This window comes from Brevundimonas bullata, from assembly GCF_003350205.1.
Lineage (GTDB): Bacteria > Pseudomonadota > Alphaproteobacteria > Caulobacterales > Caulobacteraceae > Brevundimonas > Brevundimonas bullata.
The window spans coordinates 94,386-114,327 of the sequence record NZ_QLLC01000007.1; the positions used below are offsets into that span (position 1 = coordinate 94,386).

22 protein-coding genes and 1 riboswitch are annotated in these 19,942 nt (G+C 67.9%); of the genes, 5 read left to right on the top strand and 17 right to left on the bottom strand.

Annotated elements, in window-relative coordinates; all coding sequences use genetic code 11:
* Nucleotides 1-4: 4 nt before the first annotated feature.
* The 6 genes from DXK21_RS05090 to DXK21_RS05115 all read right to left on the bottom strand — a co-directional run bounded on the left by DXK21_RS05090 (nucleotide 5) and on the right by DXK21_RS05115 (nucleotide 4,138).
* The gene (locus DXK21_RS05090) at nucleotides 5-361 is read right to left on the bottom strand and encodes an ArsC family reductase (RefSeq protein WP_114816695.1); all 357 of its coding nucleotides are present in this window, start codon (nucleotides 359-361) and stop codon (nucleotides 5-7) included.
* 54 nt (nucleotides 362-415) lie between these two features.
* Nucleotides 416-790, bottom strand: a complete 375-nt coding sequence (locus DXK21_RS05095; protein ID WP_162790582.1) for a hypothetical protein — start codon at nucleotides 788-790, stop codon at nucleotides 416-418.
* Between the two features lie 226 nt (nucleotides 791-1,016).
* Entirely contained in the window at nucleotides 1,017-2,336 is a 1,320-nt protein-coding gene (locus DXK21_RS05100; RefSeq protein ID WP_114816697.1) for an Hsp70 family protein, read from the bottom strand.
* Between the two features lie 94 nt (nucleotides 2,337-2,430).
* The gene (locus tag DXK21_RS05105) at nucleotides 2,431-3,048 is read right to left on the bottom strand and encodes a DUF1190 domain-containing protein (RefSeq protein ID WP_170136950.1); all 618 of its coding nucleotides are present in this window, start codon (nucleotides 3,046-3,048) and stop codon (nucleotides 2,431-2,433) included.
* Nucleotides 3,049-3,053: 5 nt separating this feature from the next.
* The gene (locus DXK21_RS05110; RefSeq protein ID WP_114816733.1) at nucleotides 3,054-3,467 is read right to left on the bottom strand and encodes a DUF350 domain-containing protein; all 414 of its coding nucleotides are present in this window, start codon (nucleotides 3,465-3,467) and stop codon (nucleotides 3,054-3,056) included.
* Between the two features lie 23 nt (nucleotides 3,468-3,490).
* Nucleotides 3,491-4,138 carry a DUF2491 family protein gene (locus DXK21_RS05115; RefSeq protein ID WP_114816699.1) on the bottom strand — a complete coding sequence of 216 codons (648 nt, stop codon included), beginning with the start codon at nucleotides 4,136-4,138 and terminating at the stop codon, nucleotides 3,491-3,493.
* Between the two features lie 135 nt (nucleotides 4,139-4,273).
* Between DXK21_RS05115 and DXK21_RS05120 the strand changes: the two genes are divergently transcribed.
* From DXK21_RS05120 to DXK21_RS05130, 3 genes are read left to right on the top strand one after another with little or no spacing between them, the layout of a single operon-like run.
* On the top strand, nucleotides 4,274-4,969 hold the full coding sequence (locus DXK21_RS05120; protein ID WP_114816700.1) for a YjfI family protein: 696 nt from the start codon (nucleotides 4,274-4,276) through the stop codon (nucleotides 4,967-4,969).
* 16 nt (nucleotides 4,970-4,985) lie between these two features.
* On the top strand, nucleotides 4,986-5,726 hold the full coding sequence (locus DXK21_RS05125; RefSeq protein ID WP_114816701.1) for a PspA/IM30 family protein: 741 nt from the start codon (nucleotides 4,986-4,988) through the stop codon (nucleotides 5,724-5,726).
* Nucleotides 5,727-5,729: 3 nt separating this feature from the next.
* Nucleotides 5,730-6,896, top strand: a complete 1,167-nt coding sequence (locus tag DXK21_RS05130; protein ID WP_114816702.1) for a glutathionylspermidine synthase family protein — start codon at nucleotides 5,730-5,732, stop codon at nucleotides 6,894-6,896.
* 19 nt (nucleotides 6,897-6,915) lie between these two features.
* Here DXK21_RS05130 and DXK21_RS05135 read toward each other — a convergent pair whose 3' ends face one another.
* The 11 genes from DXK21_RS05135 to DXK21_RS05185 are packed head-to-tail and all read right to left on the bottom strand — an operon-like array spanning nucleotide 6,916 to nucleotide 16,722.
* Complete coding sequence (locus DXK21_RS05135; protein WP_114816703.1) at nucleotides 6,916-7,284, bottom strand: DUF1636 family protein; 369 nt, start codon at nucleotides 7,282-7,284, stop codon at nucleotides 6,916-6,918.
* Entirely contained in the window at nucleotides 7,284-7,892 is a 609-nt protein-coding gene (gene cobO, locus DXK21_RS05140; RefSeq protein ID WP_114816704.1) for a cob(I)yrinic acid a,c-diamide adenosyltransferase, read from the bottom strand. Before cobO ends, DXK21_RS05135 begins: the two co-directional genes overlap by 1 nt.
* A complete protein-coding gene (locus tag DXK21_RS05145; RefSeq protein WP_114816705.1) occupies nucleotides 7,889-8,416 on the bottom strand; it encodes a tyrosine phosphatase family protein in 528 nt (175 codons plus the stop codon). Before DXK21_RS05145 ends, cobO begins: the two co-directional genes overlap by 4 nt.
* Complete coding sequence (gene cobS / locus DXK21_RS05150) at nucleotides 8,413-9,180, bottom strand: adenosylcobinamide-GDP ribazoletransferase (RefSeq protein WP_245945109.1); 768 nt, start codon at nucleotides 9,178-9,180, stop codon at nucleotides 8,413-8,415. The genes DXK21_RS05145 and cobS overlap by 4 nt, the downstream gene beginning before the upstream one ends.
* Nucleotides 9,177-10,226, bottom strand: coding sequence for a nicotinate-nucleotide--dimethylbenzimidazole phosphoribosyltransferase (gene cobT / locus DXK21_RS05155; protein ID WP_114816706.1), 1,050 nt, complete (start codon nucleotides 10,224-10,226; stop codon nucleotides 9,177-9,179). Before cobT ends, cobS begins: the two co-directional genes overlap by 4 nt.
* Entirely contained in the window at nucleotides 10,214-11,158 is a 945-nt protein-coding gene (gene cbiB / locus DXK21_RS05160) for an adenosylcobinamide-phosphate synthase CbiB (RefSeq protein WP_245945110.1), read from the bottom strand. Before cbiB ends, cobT begins: the two co-directional genes overlap by 13 nt.
* Nucleotides 11,148-11,924 carry an ABC transporter ATP-binding protein gene (locus tag DXK21_RS05165; protein ID WP_114816708.1) on the bottom strand — a complete coding sequence of 259 codons (777 nt, stop codon included), beginning with the start codon at nucleotides 11,922-11,924 and terminating at the stop codon, nucleotides 11,148-11,150. Before DXK21_RS05165 ends, cbiB begins: the two co-directional genes overlap by 11 nt.
* Complete coding sequence (locus tag DXK21_RS05170; RefSeq protein ID WP_114816709.1) at nucleotides 11,921-12,907, bottom strand: FecCD family ABC transporter permease; 987 nt, start codon at nucleotides 12,905-12,907, stop codon at nucleotides 11,921-11,923. The genes DXK21_RS05165 and DXK21_RS05170 overlap by 4 nt, the downstream gene beginning before the upstream one ends.
* Complete coding sequence (locus DXK21_RS05175) at nucleotides 12,904-13,728, bottom strand: ABC transporter substrate-binding protein (protein ID WP_114816710.1); 825 nt, start codon at nucleotides 13,726-13,728, stop codon at nucleotides 12,904-12,906. The genes DXK21_RS05170 and DXK21_RS05175 overlap by 4 nt, the downstream gene beginning before the upstream one ends.
* Nucleotides 13,729-13,748: 20 nt before the next feature.
* Complete coding sequence (cobD, locus tag DXK21_RS05180) at nucleotides 13,749-14,759, bottom strand: threonine-phosphate decarboxylase CobD (RefSeq protein ID WP_114816711.1); 1,011 nt, start codon at nucleotides 14,757-14,759, stop codon at nucleotides 13,749-13,751.
* 4 nt (nucleotides 14,760-14,763) lie between these two features.
* Nucleotides 14,764-16,722 carry a TonB-dependent receptor plug domain-containing protein gene (locus tag DXK21_RS05185; RefSeq protein WP_114816712.1) on the bottom strand — a complete coding sequence of 653 codons (1,959 nt, stop codon included), beginning with the start codon at nucleotides 16,720-16,722 and terminating at the stop codon, nucleotides 14,764-14,766.
* 136 nt (nucleotides 16,723-16,858) lie between these two features.
* Nucleotides 16,859-17,067: riboswitch (cobalamin riboswitch) on the bottom strand.
* Nucleotides 17,068-17,106: 39 nt separating this feature from the next.
* Between DXK21_RS05185 and cobU the strand changes: the two genes are divergently transcribed.
* Nucleotides 17,107-17,628: a bifunctional adenosylcobinamide kinase/adenosylcobinamide-phosphate guanylyltransferase gene (gene cobU / locus DXK21_RS05190; protein ID WP_114816713.1), complete on the top strand. Its 522-nt coding sequence runs from the start codon at nucleotides 17,107-17,109 to the stop codon at nucleotides 17,626-17,628.
* A gap of 117 nt (nucleotides 17,629-17,745) precedes the next feature.
* Nucleotides 17,746-19,938, top strand: a complete 2,193-nt coding sequence (locus DXK21_RS05195) for a TonB-dependent hemoglobin/transferrin/lactoferrin family receptor (RefSeq protein WP_114816714.1) — start codon at nucleotides 17,746-17,748, stop codon at nucleotides 19,936-19,938.
* Nucleotides 19,939-19,942: the final 4 nt, after the last annotated feature.

The following is a 19,942-nucleotide window of genomic DNA, read 5'->3' on the forward strand; positions in this document are numbered from 1 at the left end:
ACGCCTAAGACTGAAGGAGCGCCTCGGCGTAGCGTTCCGGCTTGAAGCCGACCAGGGTCCGGCCGTCGCCCAGATCCAGCACCGGCCGCTTGATCATCGACGGCTGGGCCAGCATCAGGGCCACGGCCTTGTCGGCGTTCAAGTCGGCCTTGTCGGCGTCCGGCAGCTTGCGGAATGTGGTCCCGGCGCGGTTCAGCACCGCCTCCCAGCCATGCTCGGCGATCCAGCGCTCCAGATCCGCCTTGTTGGCGCCGGCGACCTTGTAGTCGTGGAAGACGTAGTCCACGCCGTTTTCATCCAGCCAGACCCGCGCCTTCTTCATCGTGTCGCAAGCCTTGATGCCGTACAGGGTGATGGTCATGGGGCGCTCCCTCGCTTGCTGAGGGCCGCGATCTGGCATCGGTAGGCGGAGGGGTCAAATTCCGGCTTTGATCTTGTCGAGGCGCTTCTGAGCCAGGCAGGCCCTCAGCAGCATTATCGACGTCACGACGCTGAGGATGCCAAAGCTGATCGGCATGGTGCCGGAAAACAGCCAGATCGACACCGGGAATAACAGGAACAGGGTCGCCCAAAGCACGACAATCCAAGCCAAAATCAGGGATCGCGTCCTGCGAACCCGAAAGAACAGAAGGGCCGCAAGCAGGCTCAGAACGACATTGACCCAGCCGACAAGCCCTCCATCGCTTCCAAGCGCGCCGGCTGAGCCTATGCCATTGAAGGCGCCCATGGCGATGAAGGCATGGAACAGGCCGATTAGAAAGAGCGACATCGATCCTGAGTTGGTCGCCACATCCACCTTATGAAGCGTGTCGAGACGGGCAAACGGGTTCCAATCCGCTTCAGGGATGCGAGGCCTTGGCCGCTCTCAGACCGGCACTGTCTTTTGATCTTCGGTGGACATCTTGGCCCCCATTGCACCGCTGATCGTACTAGCAGAACGTTAATCGATAAGCACACCGAACGTCACCGCGGACGCGGGCTAGAGCCGCCCATAAAGCTCTACGTCCATCCCAGGATCAGGCCGCCTTCTGGCTCCACAGGTCGAGATCCGCCTCACGGCCGATCAGGGCCAGGCCGGAGGCGATGGATTCGAATTCGCCGCCGGTCTCGATGCGGTCGGCGCCGAAGCGGCGGATGAAGATGTCGCGCACCGCGGGGACGAAGGAGGTGCCGCCGGTCAGGAAGACGCGATCGATCTGTGCGCCCTCCAGACCCGACTGGGCCATGGCCTCGTCGACGGCGGCCTCCATGGCCTGAAGCTCAGGCGCGATCCAGCCCTCGAAGTCCGTGCGTTTGACCGGCTTCTCGATCCGCACCGATCCGGCTAGGAAGGAGAAGACCGCCTCCTCGTCCCGCGACAGGGCTTCTTTCAGACCCGAGACGGCGCGGTAGAGGGCATAGCCGTGGTTGTCGTCCAGCACCTCGATCAGGCGTTCAATCTTCTCGGGCTCCAGCGCGGTGGAGGCCAGGCCGCGAATGTCGCGCATGTCCTTGGAGGCGCGCAGCAGGGCCAGTTGGTCCCAGCGGGCGAAGGCGCTGTAATAGCGCTGCGGGATGGGCAGACGGTTGTCGAAGGCGCGGTACAGGCTGCCCTTGCCCAGTTCCGGCGAGACCAGCTGGTCGATGATCCGATAGTCGAAGGCGTCGCCCGCCACGCCCACGCCCGAGCGCGCCAGCGGCGTGGACTTCAGCGCGCCGTCGGCCCGCTCGAACCGCACGATGGAAAAGTCGCTGGTGCCGCCGCCGAAGTCGGCGACCAGGACATTGGCGTCCTGCTTCAGCGCCCGCGCAAAGAAAAAGGCCGCGCCGACGGGTTCATAGGCGTAGCGGATGTCGGTGAAGCCCAGACGGGCAAAGGCCGCCTCATAGCGCTCCAGCGCCAGGGCCTCGTTGGGATTGCCGCCGGCGAAGGTGACGGGACGGCCGACGATGATGCGCGGCGGCAGGTCGTCCATCGCCCCGTCGGCATGGTGCTTCAGCCGCAGCAGGAAGGCCGACAGCAGGTCCTCGAAGCGATAGCGGCGGTTGTCGATGCGCGTCTCGGTAAAGGCGGCGCTGGCGGCGAAGGTCTTGAACGACTGGATGAAGCGGGTGTCCAGCGGGTCCTCGACATAGGCGTCGATGGCCCAGGGCCCGGCCTCGATCACGCGCTCGGGCGAGCCGCCGTCGCGGGCCTCATGCAGTTGGAAGCTCAGCGCCGAGCGGAAGGCGAACAGGTCCTTCTCGTCAGTATGAAACCGCACCAGGGTCGCGGGGCCGTCGCCGTGGGTCAGCGACACCACCGTATTGGTCGTGCCGAAGTCGATGCCGATGGTGGCGGGCGTCGCGGACGTCATGGGAAAACCTGCGGGGAGAGGGGCCGGGGTTCGTAGCCCCCTGCCCGCTCACGTCAAGGGCGACAGTACCCTTGTCTCAGCATCGGCGACCAACCTAGCCGCCGTACCCCCGACCGCCGCCGCCGAATCCGCCGCGCGAGACGACCGTAGTGCGGCTCTGCACCCGGCTGGGGGCCTGACGAGCCACGTCGCCGTATTCCCGGCCGTTGGTCAGGGTCTTGCCGGTGCGATAGTCGCGATAGGCGTAACCGCCGCCGTAGCCGTTGGAATACTGGTTGTTGCGATCCCGGTAGATCGGGCCGCCCCCGCGATAGCCGCCGCCGTTCAACATCTGGCCGACGACGAAACCGGCCAGCAGCGGCGTGAAGAAGGAGCCCCCGCCGCTGTTGTTCGGCTGGCACTGCGACGGGCCCCACTGACCTTCGCATTCGGACTGGGTGGCGTAGCGCGGCGCGGTCTCGGCGGCGGCCTTCTGGGCGGCGGCCTGGGCGGCGTCGCACTCGGCGTCCGAAATGTCGTTGGCGGCGCGGCACTCGTCCAGCGAGGTATAGACCGGGGTGGGCTCCGGCTCCGGCGCGGCCACGCGTTGGGGCGACCCGCAGGCGGCCAGAGAGAAGCTGGCGGTGGCCATCAGGCTGCTGACGTGCAGGACGCGCGAGCGCTTCATCCGGCGCATCGTCGCGGTCTTCGGCAAGTCCTTGGGATCAGTCATCGCGGTCACGCCGTCATGCAGGCGGCGTTCAGCAGCCCGACGCAGATGGAGATGGCGGCCAGATAGACCGCCGCCGCGATCTCGCCCGCCTCGATGCGAACGACCAGGTTGCGGAACGCCATGCGGCTGATGGTGACGAAGACCAGGATCTGGATCACGCCGGCCAGCAGGGCCCAGGCGGCGAACTCCATCAGGCTGACGGTATGCGACAGGGCCGAGGCCAAGGGCAGGACGTAGCCGATCAGGGCGCCCCCGAGAGCAATGGAAGCGGCGGTGTTGCCTTCCCGGATCAGCGTATGCTCGTGATAGGGCGTGACCCACTGGTAGATCAGCTTGAACGCCAGGGTGAAGACTCCGGCCATGGCGAAGGCGATCAGGAAGGCGATCGCCCCCTGCTGAAACGTGAACCAGTCGAACATCTGCTGCATCTCCCCAGGCGCCGTCAGGCGCGAAACTCGGCCATTTCCAGCGGAATGCCGATCATGATTTCGTGTGTCGTCTCGCCGCCCTCGGGCTGCTGCTCCAGGGCGATCATCAGTTCGCGTCCGCCCGCCAGATCACGGCCGTACAGCATGCAGGTCTGGAAGATCTTCGCATAGGGCGTACCCGCCGTGCGGTCGTCCCAGATGGTCTCCCACAGGGTGACGGGCGGCTGGACGGCGTCGCTTTCAGAGAACCAGAAGCGCGGATAGTCGGGCAGTTCCTCAGCCGCGCCATGAAACACCGGCGCCGACAGGCGGTCGCGCCAGATACGGCGTTCGCGCTCACCCGGCGGATAGGCCGAGGTCCAGGGGATGAACAGGCTGAAGTCGTAGCTTTCGGTGCCCACCTCATCGTCGCTCATGGCCTGAAGCATGACGTGGTCGTCAGTATAGAAGCGGTGAACGAACTGCCCGCCGTCCAGCGTGACCAGACCCTGGGCCGTGATGTCCAGGACGTCGCGGTCCAGGGTGAAATGGGTCTCGTCGCCCAGCCGACGCCAGGCCAGCGGGTCCAGCGCCACGGTGCGGCCCACGGTGATATTGCGCACCGTCGCCAGACGCGACGCGGGCGCGGCCTTGTCCGACTGTCCGAAAAGCTTCTTGAACATGGGTGACTATCTAGGCCTGCCGCGAGCCGACTGCGAGAAAACACAGACGGTGCGACCGAATGATGCGGGTCATGGTCCGAAATTCCGTCCTGCATTGCCCGATGTCAAGCGTTCATGTTACGCGTTACATGAAACATGACCAAGCCCCCCGCACCTTCCTCCGCCGCGACCGAGCGCATTCGTGCGTGGCGACAGGCGCGCCGCGAGGCCGGGCTGGTCAAGCTGGAGCTCTGGGTGCCCGAGGCCGCACGCGACGACGTCAAGGCGGCCGTCCGCGCCATCATCACCGATTCGACCCGCGGCCCCCATCTTGCCGGACGAGACCTTGCCGGCCGGGCGCGCCGCCCCACTTCTGACCCCATCACTTCTGGAGACGACCACCACATGGACGCCGTGATCGAGACCCCCTGGACCGTGCCGGCCATCAAGGAGGCCATGGACGCCTCGCCTCTGGTCCGCGACGGCGAAATGACCCTGCGCGTGCTGGAAGGCGCCGAGCCGGTCCTGCTGGCCACCATGCACGAATACGGCGACCTGCCGGTCTATCTCAGCGTCGGCGGGGCGCAGATCGTCTGTTCGGTGCTGCTGTGGCCGGTGGCCGAACAGGCCGACCGTCACGCCTTCAATGAGTTCCTGCTGAAGGCCCAGCGCGTGGTGCCGCTGTCGAACTTCGCCATCACCAATGTGGGCGGCGAGGATGTCTATGAGCTGATGGGCGAGCTGTCGTGCAAGACGACGCTGCAGACCATCCTGATCGAGTTGCGCACCCTGGCGGAAAACGCCATCGACGCCACCGAACTGCGTGAAACCTTCGGCGCCGACGCCGCCTGATCCCGGAGACCCCACCATGTCCATGCTCAGAAAACTCTCCGCCCTGTTTCGCGGCACCGCCCATGACGCGGCCCAGGGCGTCGTCGACGCCAATGCGCTGAAGATCCTCGATCAGGAAATCCGCGACGCCGACAACGCCCAGGGCAAGGCGCGCGACGACTTGGCCGGCCTGGTGGCGCGCCGCCGCATGGCCGAGAACGAAATGGCCAGCTTCCACGACCAGATCGCCAAGTATGAAAGCTCGGCGCGCTCGGCCCTGGGTCAGGGCAAGACCGATCTGGCGCGCGAAGTCGCCGGCCGCATCGCCGAACTGGAAGTCGAGATCAACAGCCGCGGCCCGCTGATCGAGGATATGAAGACGGCTGAGGCGCGGCTGCGCACCGCCATCGCCTCGACCGACCAGAAGATCGAGACGCTTCGTCGCGAGATCGACATCGTCAAGGTCAACGAGTCCGTCCAGCGCGCCCAGACCTCGGTGGCGCTGAACTCGGCCGGCGCCCAGTCGCGCATCGGCTCGGCCGCCGACAGTCTGCAACGCATCAAGCAGCGCCAGGCCGTGCAGGAAGAAAAACTGCGCGAGAACCAGGCCCTGGAAGACCGCCGCACCGGCGCCGATCTGGACGCCAAGCTGCGCGACGCCGGCATCCTGCCCGGCCATTCCTCGGCTGACGACGTTCTGGCTCGCCTGACCCAGAAGGACGTGACCATCGTCACCCCGCGCATCGGCCAAGCAACGCCCGACAAGGACCCGGCCTGATCCATGCAACGTCTGCGCCTTGATCCCCGCCCTGACTGGGACGCCCAGGCCGACAGCCTCGGCTTCACCTGGCGTCACACCGGCGGTGAACTCTATTGGGACGAAACCGCCGCCTATGCCTTTACGATGGCCGAGGTCGAGGACGGGATCGAGGCGCCGACCGAGGAATTGCACGCCATGTGCCTGGATCTGGTCGCCGAGGCGGTCCAGTCCGAACGGCTGATGGAGCATCTCGACATCCCGGAGTCCATGCGGGACTACGTCGCCGCCAGTTGGAACCGGGGCGATCCGTCGCTCTACGGCCGCTTCGACTTCGCCTATGACGGCACGGGTCCGGCCAAGCTCTATGAATACAACGCCGACACCCCGACCAGCATCTATGAGACGGCGGTGTTCCAGTGGTTGTGGCTGGAGGATCAGATCAAGGCCGGCGTCCTGGCCGCCGACGTCGATCAGTTCAACAGCCTGCACGAGAAGCTGGTTGAGCGCTTCCGGGCCATCTTCCCCAACGGCGGCTTCGTCCACTTCAGTTCGGACGCCGACTTCGTCGAGGATCGCCAGACCGTGCGCTTCCTGGAAGACCTGGCCCAGCAGGCCGGGCTGGACCCGCAGTTCGTCGCCATCGACCAGATCGGCCTGAACGCGGACGGACAGTTCGTCGACCACGAGAACTGGATCATCCAAGCGATGTTCAAGCTCTATCCGTGGGAGCAGATGCTGCGCGACGACTACGCCGCGCCCCTGCCGACCGCGGGGGTGACGGTGCTGGAACCCGCGTGGAAGAGCATCCTGTCCAACAAGGCGATCCTGCCCCTGCTGTGGGAACGCCATGCCGGCCACCCCAACCTGCTGGAAGCCTATTTCGAGGACGATCCGGCGCATTCAGCCCTTGGATCATCCTACGTCCGCAAGCCCTTGTTTTCACGCGAAGGCGCCAATGTCGAACTGATCGACCAGGGCCGTAGCGTCGCCGAGATCATCGACGGCGGCTATGGCGAGGGACGCTGGATCCGTCAGGCGCTTTGCAATCCGCCGAGCTTCGACGGCAACCACGTCATCGTCGGCTCGTGGGTCGTCGGAGACGAGGCCGCCGGCATGAGCCTGCGAGAGGATGTCAGCCTGATCACCCGCAACACCTCTCGCTTCCTGCCCCACTTCATCCGCGACTGAACAGGCCGGACAGCAGGCGTCAGTCGCCGTTGGGCAGTCGCGCGATGAAGTGGCCCTTGATGCCTTCGGGCCAGTCGCGATAGGCGACGGCGCCCTCGGGGCTGGCGGCGTAGAGGCGGGCGAAGTCGACAACGGCCTGGGCGTCTTCTGGCGTCGGCGCGAACCGTCCCGCCAGATAGCCGGGCTTGTTCTGCCCGGACAGATAGACGGAACAGCGGCTGGCGCAGGCCCAAAGACAGGCCTGTTCCTCGACACGAAGACCGTCGATGCCCGCCCCCGCGGCTTCAATCAGACCGAGCAGACGCTGGCCGCCGGTGCGGCCTTCGGCGTCCACGGGCTCCTCGTCCGAATGGCGGCAGGTGGTGCAGACGATCAGGCGCGCCGTCATCAGAACTCGACCCCGGCCTGCGCTTTCACGCCGCTGCGGAACGGGTGCTTGACCATCTGCATATCAGTAACCAGATCCGCCGCCTCGATCAGCTCGGGCGGCGCATTGCGGCCGGTGATGACGACGTGGGTGTCGGCCGGGCGGGCGGCCAGCACCGCCAGCACCTCTGCGACCGGCAGATAATCATAGCGCAAGGCGATGTTCAGCTCGTCGCAGACGACCATCTTCCACTCCGGGTCCATGATCCGCGCCTTGGCGGCGTCCCACGCCTCGCGCACCTTGGCGATGTCGCGGGTGCGGTCCTGGGTGTCCCAGGTGAAGCCCTCGCCCATGGGTCGCATCTCGACCAGATCGGGAAAGGCGTCGAACAGGTTCTGTTCGCCCGTCTCCATCGCCCCCTTGATGAACTGGATGATCGACGTCTTCATCCCGTGGCCTATCATGCGGCAGACCATGCCCAGCGCCGCCGTGGTCTTGCCCTTGCCGGTCCCGGTATGGACGATGACCAGGCCGCGCTCGACCGTCTTGCCGGCCATCATCCGGGCGCGGGCGGCCTGAACCTTCTTCATCTTCTCGGCGTGGCGGGCGTTCAGTTCAGCTTCGGTCATCGGCGCGTTTCTTTTTCAGGCGACAGGTCGAGTTCAAAGGCTTGGCCCCAGGCGGTCTCGGCCCCGCGCCCTATGGCGGCGACGGCGCGGGTCATGGCGCCGTCTCGGTTCAGAAGACGGTCGGCCAGGGCCACGATCATGGGATTGGGCGTGGCGGTCGGGGCCAGGCTACGCAGGCGCACGGCCCAGTCCGCCTCGCGGCCCGGCGCGGTGCGGTCACAGGCGATTACATAGGCCGCCGCCGTCGAGCGGCTGACCCCGGCCCAGCAATGGATCAGCAGGGGCCGCGTCCCGTCCCAGCTTGCCGCAAAGGCCAGCAGGGCGGCGACATCCGTCTCGGTCGGCGGCGTCAGGCCTTCACGCGGCTCGACGATGTCGTTGAACCTCAGGTCCAGCCGGTGCGACGGAGCCGGGGCCAGGGGCGCATCGACATGGCCGGGCGAGGCCAGGCTGATCAGGTGCGACGGTTGATGACGCGCCACCAGACCCGCCACCTCATGCAAGGGCGCAATGATCAGCTTCATTGCACCGCTAGCCCGGCAACGGCCAGCAGGAAGCCGACCTCGAACGCCTGCTCGACCGCGCCCAGAACATCTCCGGTGCGCCCGCCGATCAGTCGCCAGGCCAGCCAGGCGGGAACGGCGGCTGCCGCCAGTCCCAGCGCCACAGCCCCTGCCCCCGTGGTCGGCGAGAAGAAGGTCAGCGGCCACAGGGCGATCAGAACGGCCACGGTCAGTCCGATCCAGGAGGCGCGATCCGGGCGGCCCTCCTTGGCCATGCCGGGGTCGCCGCCATAGGGCATGATCGCCATGGCCCCGACCGCCGCCGCCCGCCCCAGGCCATGCGAGGCCAACAGCGCAACCGCCGCGAACAGGGGCGAGGCCTGGGTCAGCATGGCCAGGGCCGCCACGCGCAGGGCCAGGGTCAGCCCCAGCGCCAGCGCCCCATAGGAGCCCAACCGGCTGTCCTTCATGATCTCCAGTCGCCGCGTACGGGTCAGGCCGCCGCCCAGCCCGTCCGCCGTATCGGCCAGTCCGTCCTCGTGAAAGCCGCCGGTCAGCACGACCCCCGCCGCCACCGCCAGCAGGGCCGCGATCCACGGGTTCCAGACCTGGGCCGCGCCATACAGGATCAGGGCCGAAACGCCTCCGACGAGTTGGCCGACCAGGGGGTAGTAGCGGGCGCTCTGCTGAATCCACTCCGGCTGGAAACCGGCCAGTTGCGGCGTCGGGATGCGCGTCAGGAACTGCACGGCGCAGACGAACAGGCGCGCCTCATGCCGGATCACCCTGCGGCCTCCAGCACGTCGGTCAGTTCGGCGACCTCGGACAGCAGGGCGCAGGCGGCCTTGACCAGCGGGACAGCCAGAAGGGCGCCCGTTCCCTCGCCCAGCCGCATGTCCAGTTCCAGAAGGGGCCGGGCGTTCATCGCGTCCAGCATCAGGCGATGCCCCGCCTCGGCCGAGGCATGGGCGAACAGGCAATAGTCGCGGGCGGCGGGGGCCAGACGCACCGCCAGCAGGGCCGCCGCCGTGCCGATGAAGCCGTCCACCAGAACCGGGACCCCGGCCCTGGCCGCCGCCAACAGGGCCCCGGCCATCATGGCGATCTCATAGCCGCCGAACTGGGTCAGCACATCGAAGGGCGCGGTGACATCGGTTCGGGCCGCAGCCCTGGCCAGAACCGCGCGCTTCCTCGCCATGCCTTCCGGCGAGTGTCCGGCCCCCTGCCCGACGCAATCGTCCAGCGGCGCAGGGGCCAGGCGATGCATCAGCAGAGCCGCCGAGGCGCTGTTGCCGATGCCCATTTCGCCCAAGGCGATCAGATCAGCGCCGTCGGCGATCGCGGCTTGCGCCACACGCGCGCCCGCCAGCAGCGCGGCCTCGGCCTGAGCGGACGTCATGGCCGGTTCGACCGAGGCGTCCTGCGTGCCCCATGCGACCTTGGCGTGGATCAGGCCCGCCCGGTCCGACAGGTCGGCGGCCACGCCCGCGTCGATCACCTGGACCTCGGCCCCGACCACGCGGGCGAAGGCGTTGGCGCTGGCCCTGCCCGCCAGCAGGGCATCGACCATGGCCACGGTCACGCCGGACGGAAAGGCCGCCACGCCCGAGCGGGTCAGGCCATGGTCGCCGGCAAAGACCAGCAGCATTGGGCGCTCGACGACCGGCTTCAGCTGCTGCTGGATCAGACCCAGCGTCAGGGCCAGTTCCTCGATCCGTCCCAGGGCGTCCGGCGGCTTGGCCTTGCCGTCCAGCATCTGCTGCAAAACGGACTGGGACGCCCGTTCCAGGGCGGGCACGGCGAACAGGTCGGTCAAGGTCAATGCGGCCATGCCAAGCCTCCTACAATCAAGAGCAACATCAGGGCTGCGCAGGCCAGGCCATAGACGCGAAGACCCCGGTTCAGATCATGGGCGCGCGGCGGCGCCCAGTCGCCGAAATCGGGGCGGTAGGCGGTGATCCCGTCATAGCGAACCGGCCCGCCCAGCCGAACCCGAAGCGCGCCCGCCATGGCCGCCTCGGTCCAGCCGGCGTTGGGCGAAGCGTGCTTGCCCGCATCGCGCCACATGACGCGCCAGCCCTGCCAGCCGCCCAGCGCGATCAAGGCCCCGGCGATCCGCGCAGGAATCCAGTTCATCACATCGTCGGTGCGCGCCGCCGCCCAGCCGAAGGCGCGCCAGCGCGGCTCCATGTGGCCGATCATGCTGTCGGCGGTGTTGACGGCCTTGTAGGCGAACAGACCCGGCAGACCGCCGACCACGAACCAGAAGACGGGCGCGACCACGCCGTCGCAAAAGCTCTCGGCCAGACTTTCCAGCGCGGCGGCCGCCACCTCGCCTTCGTCCATCGCCTCGACGTCGCGACCGACGATCATGCTGACGGCGAGGCGCGCAGCGGGCAGATCGCCGGCCGCCAGCGGACGAGCCACGGCGCGGACGTGGTCGTAAAGGCTGCGCGCCGCCAGCCCCGTCGCCCCCCAGATCAGCAACAGGGCCAGTCCCGGCCAGAAGGGCGCCGTAGCGGCCAGCCGCTCAAGGCCCCAGCCCGCGCCGCCCGCCACGACCACCAGGATCAGAACCGTCAAGACGCCAAGCGCGCGCCGTGACTTCGCCGACCACGCCGCGCAGTTCCAGCAACGTTCCAGGGTCGCGATCAGACCGCCGATCCAGACGACCGGATGGCTCAGGCGGCGCGGCCAGCCGAGCGCCCCCTCGACCAGCAGGGCGCCCGCGACGATCCAGGGGGTCGGTACGCTAGCGGGCACGGCCGACCATCTCCAGCACCGGGCCGCACAGGCCGTCCAGCGTGCGGGCCTCGACGCCATAGGCCGCCTTCAGCACGGCGGGCGACAGGGCCTCCGCCGGCGCGGCGTCGGCCAGCACCCGCCCCTCGGCCAGAACGATCACGCGGTCTGCAACCCGCAGGGCGGCGTCGAGGTCATGCAGGGTGAGGATGACGCCGCGCCCCTCTTCATCCGCCAGCCGCCGGAACAGGGCGCAGGCGTCCAGCACATGGCCGGGGTCCAGCCCCGCCAAAGGCTCGTCCGCCAGCAGCCATTGCGGATCACCGGCCAGGGCGCGGGCGATCAGGACGCGCGCCCGCTCGCCGCCCGACAGGGTCGAAACCACACGGTCGGCGAAGGCCTGAACGCCTGTGACGGTCAGGGCGCGATCCACCGCCGCGCAGTCCTGGGCGGTCAGGCCCCAGGCGCCGACATAGGGCGTGCGGCCCAGACCCACGAAGGTCCGCCCGTCCACCGCCCAGGCGATCTCGGCGTTCTGCGGCAGATAGGCGATGCGGCGCGCCCGCTCGCGCGGCGGCAGGTCGCCCAGCGCCCGTTCATCCAGCGTGACGCGCCCGGCATCGGGCTTCCTCAGCGCCGCCAGACAGTCCAGCAGGGTCGACTTGCCCGCCCCGTTCGGCCCGACCACCGCCGTCACCAAGCCCGGGGCGAAGACCGCGCCGACGGCCTCCAGAACCGCCTTGTCGCCCAGCCGGACCGACAGATTGTCCGCGCTCAGAATGCTCATGCCAGCTTCCTCCGCATGCCGATCAGCAAGGCCAGGAAGAAGGGGCCGCCCAGGGCCGCCATGGCCACGCCCAGCTTGATCTCGGCCGCCGACGGCGTCAGCCGCACCAGTATGTCCGCCGCCAGCACCAGGGCCGCCCCGCCCAGCGCCGAGGGCAGCAGCAGACCGCCGGGCCGGGCGCCGATCAGAGGCCGCAGCAGGTGCGGCACGATCAGGCCCACGAAACCGATGGACCCGGTCACCGACACCGCCGACCCGACCGCCAGCGCCGCGCCCAGCGCCAGCATCAAGCGCCCTATATCCAGCCGAACTCCCAGCGACCGCGCCCCGGCCTCGCCCAGGGTCAGGGCGTCCAGCGTCCGCCCCTGGGTCATCAGCAGCAGACAGCCCAGAACCATGCCCGGCGCCGCCAGCTTCAGCTCGACCAGGCTGCGGTCCGCCAGCGACCCCATCAGCCAGTTGACGATCTCGTTCACCGCCCAGGGGTTGGGGGCCAGGTTCAGCGCCAGCGCCACCCCGGCGCCCGCCATGGTCTGGATCACCACGCCCGCCAGAATGAAAGTGACGACGCTGCTGGTCGCCCCCGCCAGAGCCAGCAGCAGCAGGACGCCGACGCCCGCCCCGATCATGGCCGCCCCCGGCAGAACCCAGGGGGCGCTGGCCGCCGCGCCCAGATAGAAGGTCAGAACCGCCCCCAGCGCCGCCATGGTCGAGACGCCCAGCATCCCCGGATCGGCCAGAGGGTTGCGCGTATAGCCCTGCAACGCTGCCCCGGTCAGGCCCAGCACCGCCCCGACCATCAAGGCCAGAACAGTGCGCGGCAGGCGCAGTTCGAACAGGATGGCCCAGGCCGGATCGCCTCTCTGGCTGGCCCACTCGCTCCACGGCACCCAGACGCGGCCCGCGCTCATGCTGGCGACGGACAGGGCGACGATCAGGGCCAGCAGCCCCGCCATGATCAAGGGACGCGGCAAGGTCTTCATAGGGCCTCCAGCGCCGTGCGGCGCGCCTCGCCAAGGGCGGCGGCGGTCTGGATCAGCACCGGCCCGCCGCAATAGAGCAGCTTCTCTTCCAGCTGCGCCTGAACCATCCGACCGGACAGCGAGGCCAGCGCCGGGTGACGCATCACCCGGTCGGCCCAGGTGCGCGAACCTTGAACCGGCACGCCGCTGAGCAGGACCTGGGGCGGGTCGGCCAGCAGGCGCTCGACCGGGACATTGCCCCACTTGCCCAGGCCGTAGCGTCCGGCGACGTTCTCGAACCCGGCGCGCGTCATCATCTCGTCCATCAGGGTGCCGCGCCCGGCGGCGAAGCCGTTGGGCTGATAGATCAGGGCCTTCAGCGGGCGCGCGCCGGGCGGCGGAGCTGAGGCGGCGATGGCGGCTTCGATGCGGGCGATCAGAGCCTCGCCTCGTGCCGGGCGACCGACCAGACGGGCCACATCGCGCACCTGATCCAGACTGGCCCCCACGCTTTCGGGCACGGCGAACAGCGCGGTCGGGATGTTCATCCGGCCCAGAGCATTGCGGGTGGCCAGGGCGCTGTGACGGCTGGTCAGGACCAGATCGGGCCGCAGGGCGATCACTTCCTCGGCGGTCTCCCAGGTGAAGGGCAAGGTCTTCGCCACCTCGGAAATGGTCGAGCCGACCGGCTCGCGGGCATAGTGGCTGAGCGCCGCGATCTGACCCCGGTCGGCGACGTGGACCAGGATGGCGTCGAGACAGGCGTTCAGCGAGACGACGCGACGCGGCGCCGGCTTGGCCAAGGCGGGCGCGGCGATCAGGGCCGCGGCTGCACCGACCATTGCGCCCCGCCGCGTCGTCCTCACGAGAAGGTCTCCAACGCGCGGGCCAAACGAGGCAGATCTCGTTCGGTCGGCACGCCGAACCGCAAGGCGTCGGGCGTATGGTCAAACGGGCGGGTCAGGATGCCCGCCCGACACAGATGCTGGAACCAGGGCGCGGCGTGCGGCGTGCGCGTCATGCGGAACAGGCTGGTCCCGCCGATGATCTGAAACCCGGCGTGGACCAGCAGATCATCGAGCCGATCAGCGCGATCCGCCAGGGCCGTCTGGGTCCGCCGCCGCCATCCGCTGTCGGCATAGGCGCCCCGCCCCATGATCAAAGCATCGGCGCCGACCGGCCAGTCGCCCAGCAGGGCGCGCAGGCGAGAGATCAGGTCCGGCGCGGCCAGCATGAAGCCCAGCCTTACCCCCGCCAGGCCATAGAACTTGCCGAACGACCGCAGGACGATCAGGCCCGGTTCGGCCAAATCCGACACGCTTTCGTCGGGCGCGCATTCGATGAAGGATTCGTCCACCACCAGCCAGCGGCCCGCCGCTGAGCGCGCACGCGCCATGGCGATCAGGTGGGCGCGCCGGGTCAGGCGTCCGTCGGGGTTGTTCGGGTTGACGATCACCAGCACGCCTGCCTGCGACGTCGCCGCCTGATCTGGCGCGATCAGGCGCGTCGCCACCCCCGCCGCCCGCCAGGCCTCGGCATGGGCGCCATAGGTCGGGCCGACGATCTCGACCGAGCGCACGCCCAGCAGCAGGGGCAGAAGCCGGATCGCCGCCTCGGCCCCGGCGGTCGCCGCCGTCCGTTGCGGCGCACAGCCGAAAGCAGACGCCGCCGCTGTCTCCAGCGCCTGTAGGGCGCCTGGATCGGGCAGACGGTTCAACTCGGCCTCCGCCGCACGCGCCCCCCGCCACGGTTCGGGATTGATCCCGGTGGACAGGTCCAACCAGGGGCGCGGCGCGTCGGGATAGGCGGCGGCGGCCCTCATCAGACCGCCGCCGTGCCGGGTCGCCGTCGTCAGAAACGCGGCGTCATGCATCGGATCAGAACCGGACGCGAACGCCGCCGAACACGCCGCGACCGGCCGTGCCGTAGTTCAGGACCGTCTGATAATCCTCGTCGAAGGCGTTCTCGACCCGACCATAGACTTCGAGATTGTCATTGATCGGGTAGGAGGCGCGGAGGTCGACCAGGGTGTAGGGGTCGACCTTCACCTTGTTCTCAGCGTCATTGAAGGTTTCGCCGACATAGCGAACCGACACGCCGGTCTTCAGCCCGAAGGCGAAGGCGTAATCGACGTTCAAATTGCCCATATGCTCGGGGCGGCGGGTCAGGCGCTTGCCGTCTATATCCTTGCCAGAGGCGTTCTTGGCGTCGGTCCAAGTGTAGTTGGCGCTGAGGTTCAGGCCCTCGGTCACATCGATGCGGCCGATCAGCTCAACGCCTTGGGCCTCGGTCTTCTGAACGTTCTTGTAATAGCCCCCGCGGTCCACGCCGTTGACGGTGCACAGCGCATCGGTCGTGGGCGGCGTGCAGTAGTTGTAGCGGATCTCATTGTCAGCCTGACGGTTGAAGTAGGTGGCCGAGACCACGGCGCGATCAAAGAGGCGCTGTTCGACGCCAACCTCCCAGCTGTCGAATGCTTCCGGTTGCAGGGTGAGATTGCCGTACTGGCTATAGAGCTCAAACAGGCCCGGCGCGCGGAAGCCCTGTCCCCAGCTGGCGCGCACCATGGTGTCGCCGTCGTTCAGGGCCCAGGCCGCCGCGACCTGACCCAGCAGGTTGTCGCCGTACTGGGCATGGTCGTCATAGCGCAGGCCGCCCGTCAGCGTCAGGCCCGGCGCCGCCGTCCATTGCACCTGGGCATAGGCGCTGTTCAGTTCGGCCTCACCCTTATGGAAGGGGGCGTTGGGGTCCCAATCGCTGGCTGAGCGGACGCTCATTTCCGACTTTTCATGCTCCAGACCAAAGGTCGTGGACAGATCCTCGCTCACGGCGAAGACGCCCTGATACTCCCAACGACGGTTTTCGCCCGCCGCGTCATAGGTGCGCTTTTCAAGTTTGTTGTCGGGGTTGATGTTCAAGCTTTCGGTGTTCGTCGCCGCATAGCCGATGCGATTGCGGAAACGGCCATCCAGCAGGTCGAAGTTCAGCCCCGCATAGGTAACAAGTTCATCGGTGTTGCCGTATTCACGGTTGTCCACGCCGAAGCCGTCGATGTCCACTCGACCGGCGGACCAGACTGAACGCAGGTCCAGCGAAACCGCGTCCGTGATCTTCAGATTCAGTCGTCCGGAGAGGCCGGTGTTCGAATATCCGTCATCCTCGGTTCCGGGTGCATAGGCGGAGAAGCCGTCGGTGTTGTAGCGGCTGGCGGCCAGACGCCAGCTCAGACGGTCGTTGGCGCCGCCGATCCCGCCCCGGAAATAGGTCGTCCCGCGCGCGCCGGCCTCTGCGTCGAGGCTGCCTTGCAAGGCTTTCGTCGGCTCGGCGGTGACGATGTTGACCACCCCGCCGATGGCCTGGCTGCCCCACAGGGTCGACTGGGCGCCGCGCAGCACTTCGATGCGGGCCGTGTCGCCGACCAGCAAGTTGCCGAAGTTGAAGCCCCCCTGGGTCGAAGCTGGGTCGTTCAGCTTGACCCCATCGATCAGGACGACCGTATGGTGGCCCTCTGCGCCGCGGATACGCAGGCTGGTCGTCGTGCCGACGCCGCCGTTGCGGGTGAAGCTGACGCCCGGCGTCTGGGCCAGAAGCTCGGCCACGGCGGGGGTCTGGCGGGCTTCGATAGCGGCCTGGGTCAGGACGGTGACAGAGGCGCCGACGCGCTCGATCGGCTGGGCCGAACGGTTGGCGGTAACGATGACGTCAGCCACGGCGGTGGCGCCGGCGCGGCCCGCCACGTCAGGCGCGGCGGCCTGCTGGTCAGTGACTTCGGCGACGGCGGGGAATGCGGCCAGAAGGCTGGCGGCAGCGAGAGAGGCATAGGCGATCCGGTTCATCCGGCGGCTCCTTTGACGACGCCGGCCAACGACCTCTCGCGCGTCGATCAGACACGCGGAAGGGACCGCTGGCGCGGCTGGTTTCCACTTGTCGTCACACGAGTCACCTCGACCGCTCGGCACATCCCGACCGCGCGGAGAACGACGGCGACAGGCAGGTCTCCTGGCTCGCGGATCAAGGCCGGTGCGCGTCGCCTTCCCAGAAGTCTTTCAGGCCGTAGCCTTCCAGACCGCCAGTGGCGTATGACGCGCGGGCTAGCCGCTTACAGTTGCGGGAACAGCCGGAGTTTCACACTCCGTTCCCTTTTGATCCCCTTTCGGGGAACCTGACGCGACCGTGGCAGTAGGACTGCGCGCCCCTCAGGTCAACCGGAGAGACGAAGCATGGCCATCACCCTCGTCCTCGGCGGCGCCCGTTCGGGCAAGAGCGCCTTCGCCCAGAAGCAGGCCGAACAGGCGGCGGCGAAGACCGGCCGCCCTCCCCTGATGATTGCCACCGCCGAGCCCTTCGACGACGAGATGCGCGACCGCATCGACCGACACCGGGACGAACGGGGCGAGGCCTGGCGCACGCTAGAAGCACCGCTGAACCTGGCCGCCGCGGTCCGTGATCTGACGACCGAAGACATCGTGGTCGTCGACTGCCTGACCCTGTGGCTCAGCAATCAGATGCTGGGAGACCACGATCTACCTGCCGCCATCGACGACCTGAGCGACGCCTTCGCCGCCTGCCCGGCGACCGTCTGGGTGGTCAGCAACGAGGTCGGCTGGTCGCTGGTCCCCGACAACGCCCTGGGCCGTCGCTTCCGCGATGAAGCTGGTCGCCTGAACCAGCGCGTCGCCGCCGTCGCCGACGCGGCCTGTTTGATCGTCGCCGGGATGCGATTGGACCTGCACAGACCCTAAGGCCCCGACGCGGGTCATCGACACGCCATGGATTTGTCAGGTCCCCGCCCATATTGCAGTTGATTCTGATAATCGTTCGCAGTAATTGCGCAGCCCTCTCCAACCGGGGCCGTAACCATGCGCTCGTTTCTGATGTTCTCCGCCGGGCTGACCGCCCTTTCGGCCGCCGCCTTCCCGGCCTTCGCTGAAGACGTCGTCGATCTGGAGCAGGCCGTGCCGGTCGCCCCGATCACCGTGATCGGCACCCGCACCCAGCGCCGTGTGGACGATGTTCCGGCCAGCGTCAGCATCATCACCGCCGAGTCCATCGAGACCAATCTGGTCACGGACATCAAGGACCTGATCCGGTTCGAGCCGGGCGTCAGCGTCCCCACCAGCCCCGCCCGCTTCTCAGCCGCCTTGTCGGGCGCCGGTCGCGACGGGAACTCCGGCTTCACCATTCGCGGCATGGGCGGCAACCGGGTCCTGATCATTCAGGACGGCGTGCGCGTGCCCAACGGCTTCAGCTTCGGCGCCCAGGCGGTGGGACGCGGCGGCTACAACGACCTTGATCTGGTCAAGTCCGTCGAGATTCTGCGGGGTCCGGCCTCGGCCCTCTATGGCTCGGACGGCATCGCCGGCGCGGTCAGCTTCATCTCCAAGGACCCGTCCGACTTTATCAACAGCGGCGATACCTTCGGCGCCCGCGCGCGGGTCGGCTATAACTCGTCGGACGACAGTTGGACCGAGGGTCTGGCGCTGGCGGGTCGCAGCGGCTCGCTGTCGGGCCTGCTGGCCTATACCCGCCGCGACGCCCATGAGACCGAAAACATGGCCGAGGTCGGCGGCACGGGCTCTGCCCGCACCCAGCCGAACCCGCAAGAGTTCGCCTCTAACGCCGTCCTGGGCAAGCTGGTCTGGGACGCCAACGCCAACCACACCGTCCGCCTGACCTATGACCACTTTGATCAGGACATGGAGGGTGAGGCGCTCAGCAGCTATTCCGCCACCGTCATCGGCCTGACCGCGCAGGACGAAACCCAGCGCGACCGCGTCAGCCTGGACTGGCGTTTCAGCGACGTCTTCGGCCTGGATGACGGGTCGGTCGCCGCCTACTGGCAGGACGCCACGACGCGTCAGTTCACCTATGAGGACCGCACCCCTGCGGTGGACCGCACCCGCGACGTCACCTTCGACAACAGCATCATCGGCATGGCGGCCCAGGGCTCCAAAACGTTCGGCGGCGCGTCAGTCCAGCACCGCGTCACCCTCGGCGGCGACTGGTCGCGCACGACCCAGGACGGCATTCGCGGCGGCACGGTGCCGCCCATGGGCGAGGTCTTCCCCGTCCGCCCCTTCCCCAAGACCGAATATGATCTGGCCGGCCTGTTCGTTCAGGACGAGATCGAACTGCTGGACGGCCGTCTCAGCATCATCCCGGCCCTGCGTTACGACTGGTACGAACTGACGCCCAAGCCGGACGCCCTGTATCCGGTCGTGGCCAAGGGTCAGAGCGACAGCCACCTGTCACCCAAGATCGGCGCCATCTACTGGGCCGATGACCACTTCGGTGTCTTCGCCAACTACGCCCAGGGCTTCAAGGCGCCCTCGCCGATGGAGGTGAACAACTTCTTCGAGAACCCGATGTTCGGATATGAATCCATTCCGAACCCGGATCTGACGCCGGAAACCAGCGAGAGCATCGAGGCAGGCGTCCGCTTCCGCAACCTCGACATGTTCGGCGGAACCCTGTCGCTGTCGACCACGGCCTTCCACACCCAATACGACGACTTCATCACCCAGATCGTGGTCAGCGGCACGGGCGTGCCCGGTGTCGATCCCCTGATCTATCAGTACGTCAACCTGACCGAGGTGGAGATCTGGGGTCTGGAAGCGCGCGGCGACATTCGCTGGGACAACGGCGTCTCGGCCATCGTGGCCGCCTCGTTCGCCGACGGTGATCAGGAAACCGATGGCGCGCGCGGCAAGCTGACCAGCATCGATCCGGTCAAGGTCGTCGCCGGCCTGAACTATGCCGCGCCCTCGGGCGTCTGGGGCGGTTCGGCCACGGTCACATGGTCCGACGACAAGGACCGCGCGGCTTGCGGCGGCGGCGCCTGCTGGGGCGGCGAAGCGTTCGCCATCATGGATGTGACCGCCTTCTGGAACCTCACCGAGAAGGCCACGCTGCGCGCGGGCGTCTTCAATGTCTTCGACGAGAAGTACGCCTGGTGGAGCGACATTCGCGGCATGTCGCAGACCAGCACCATTCGGGACGCCTTCACCCAGCCGGGCCGCAACTTCGGCGCCTCGCTGAACCTCCGCTACTGACCCC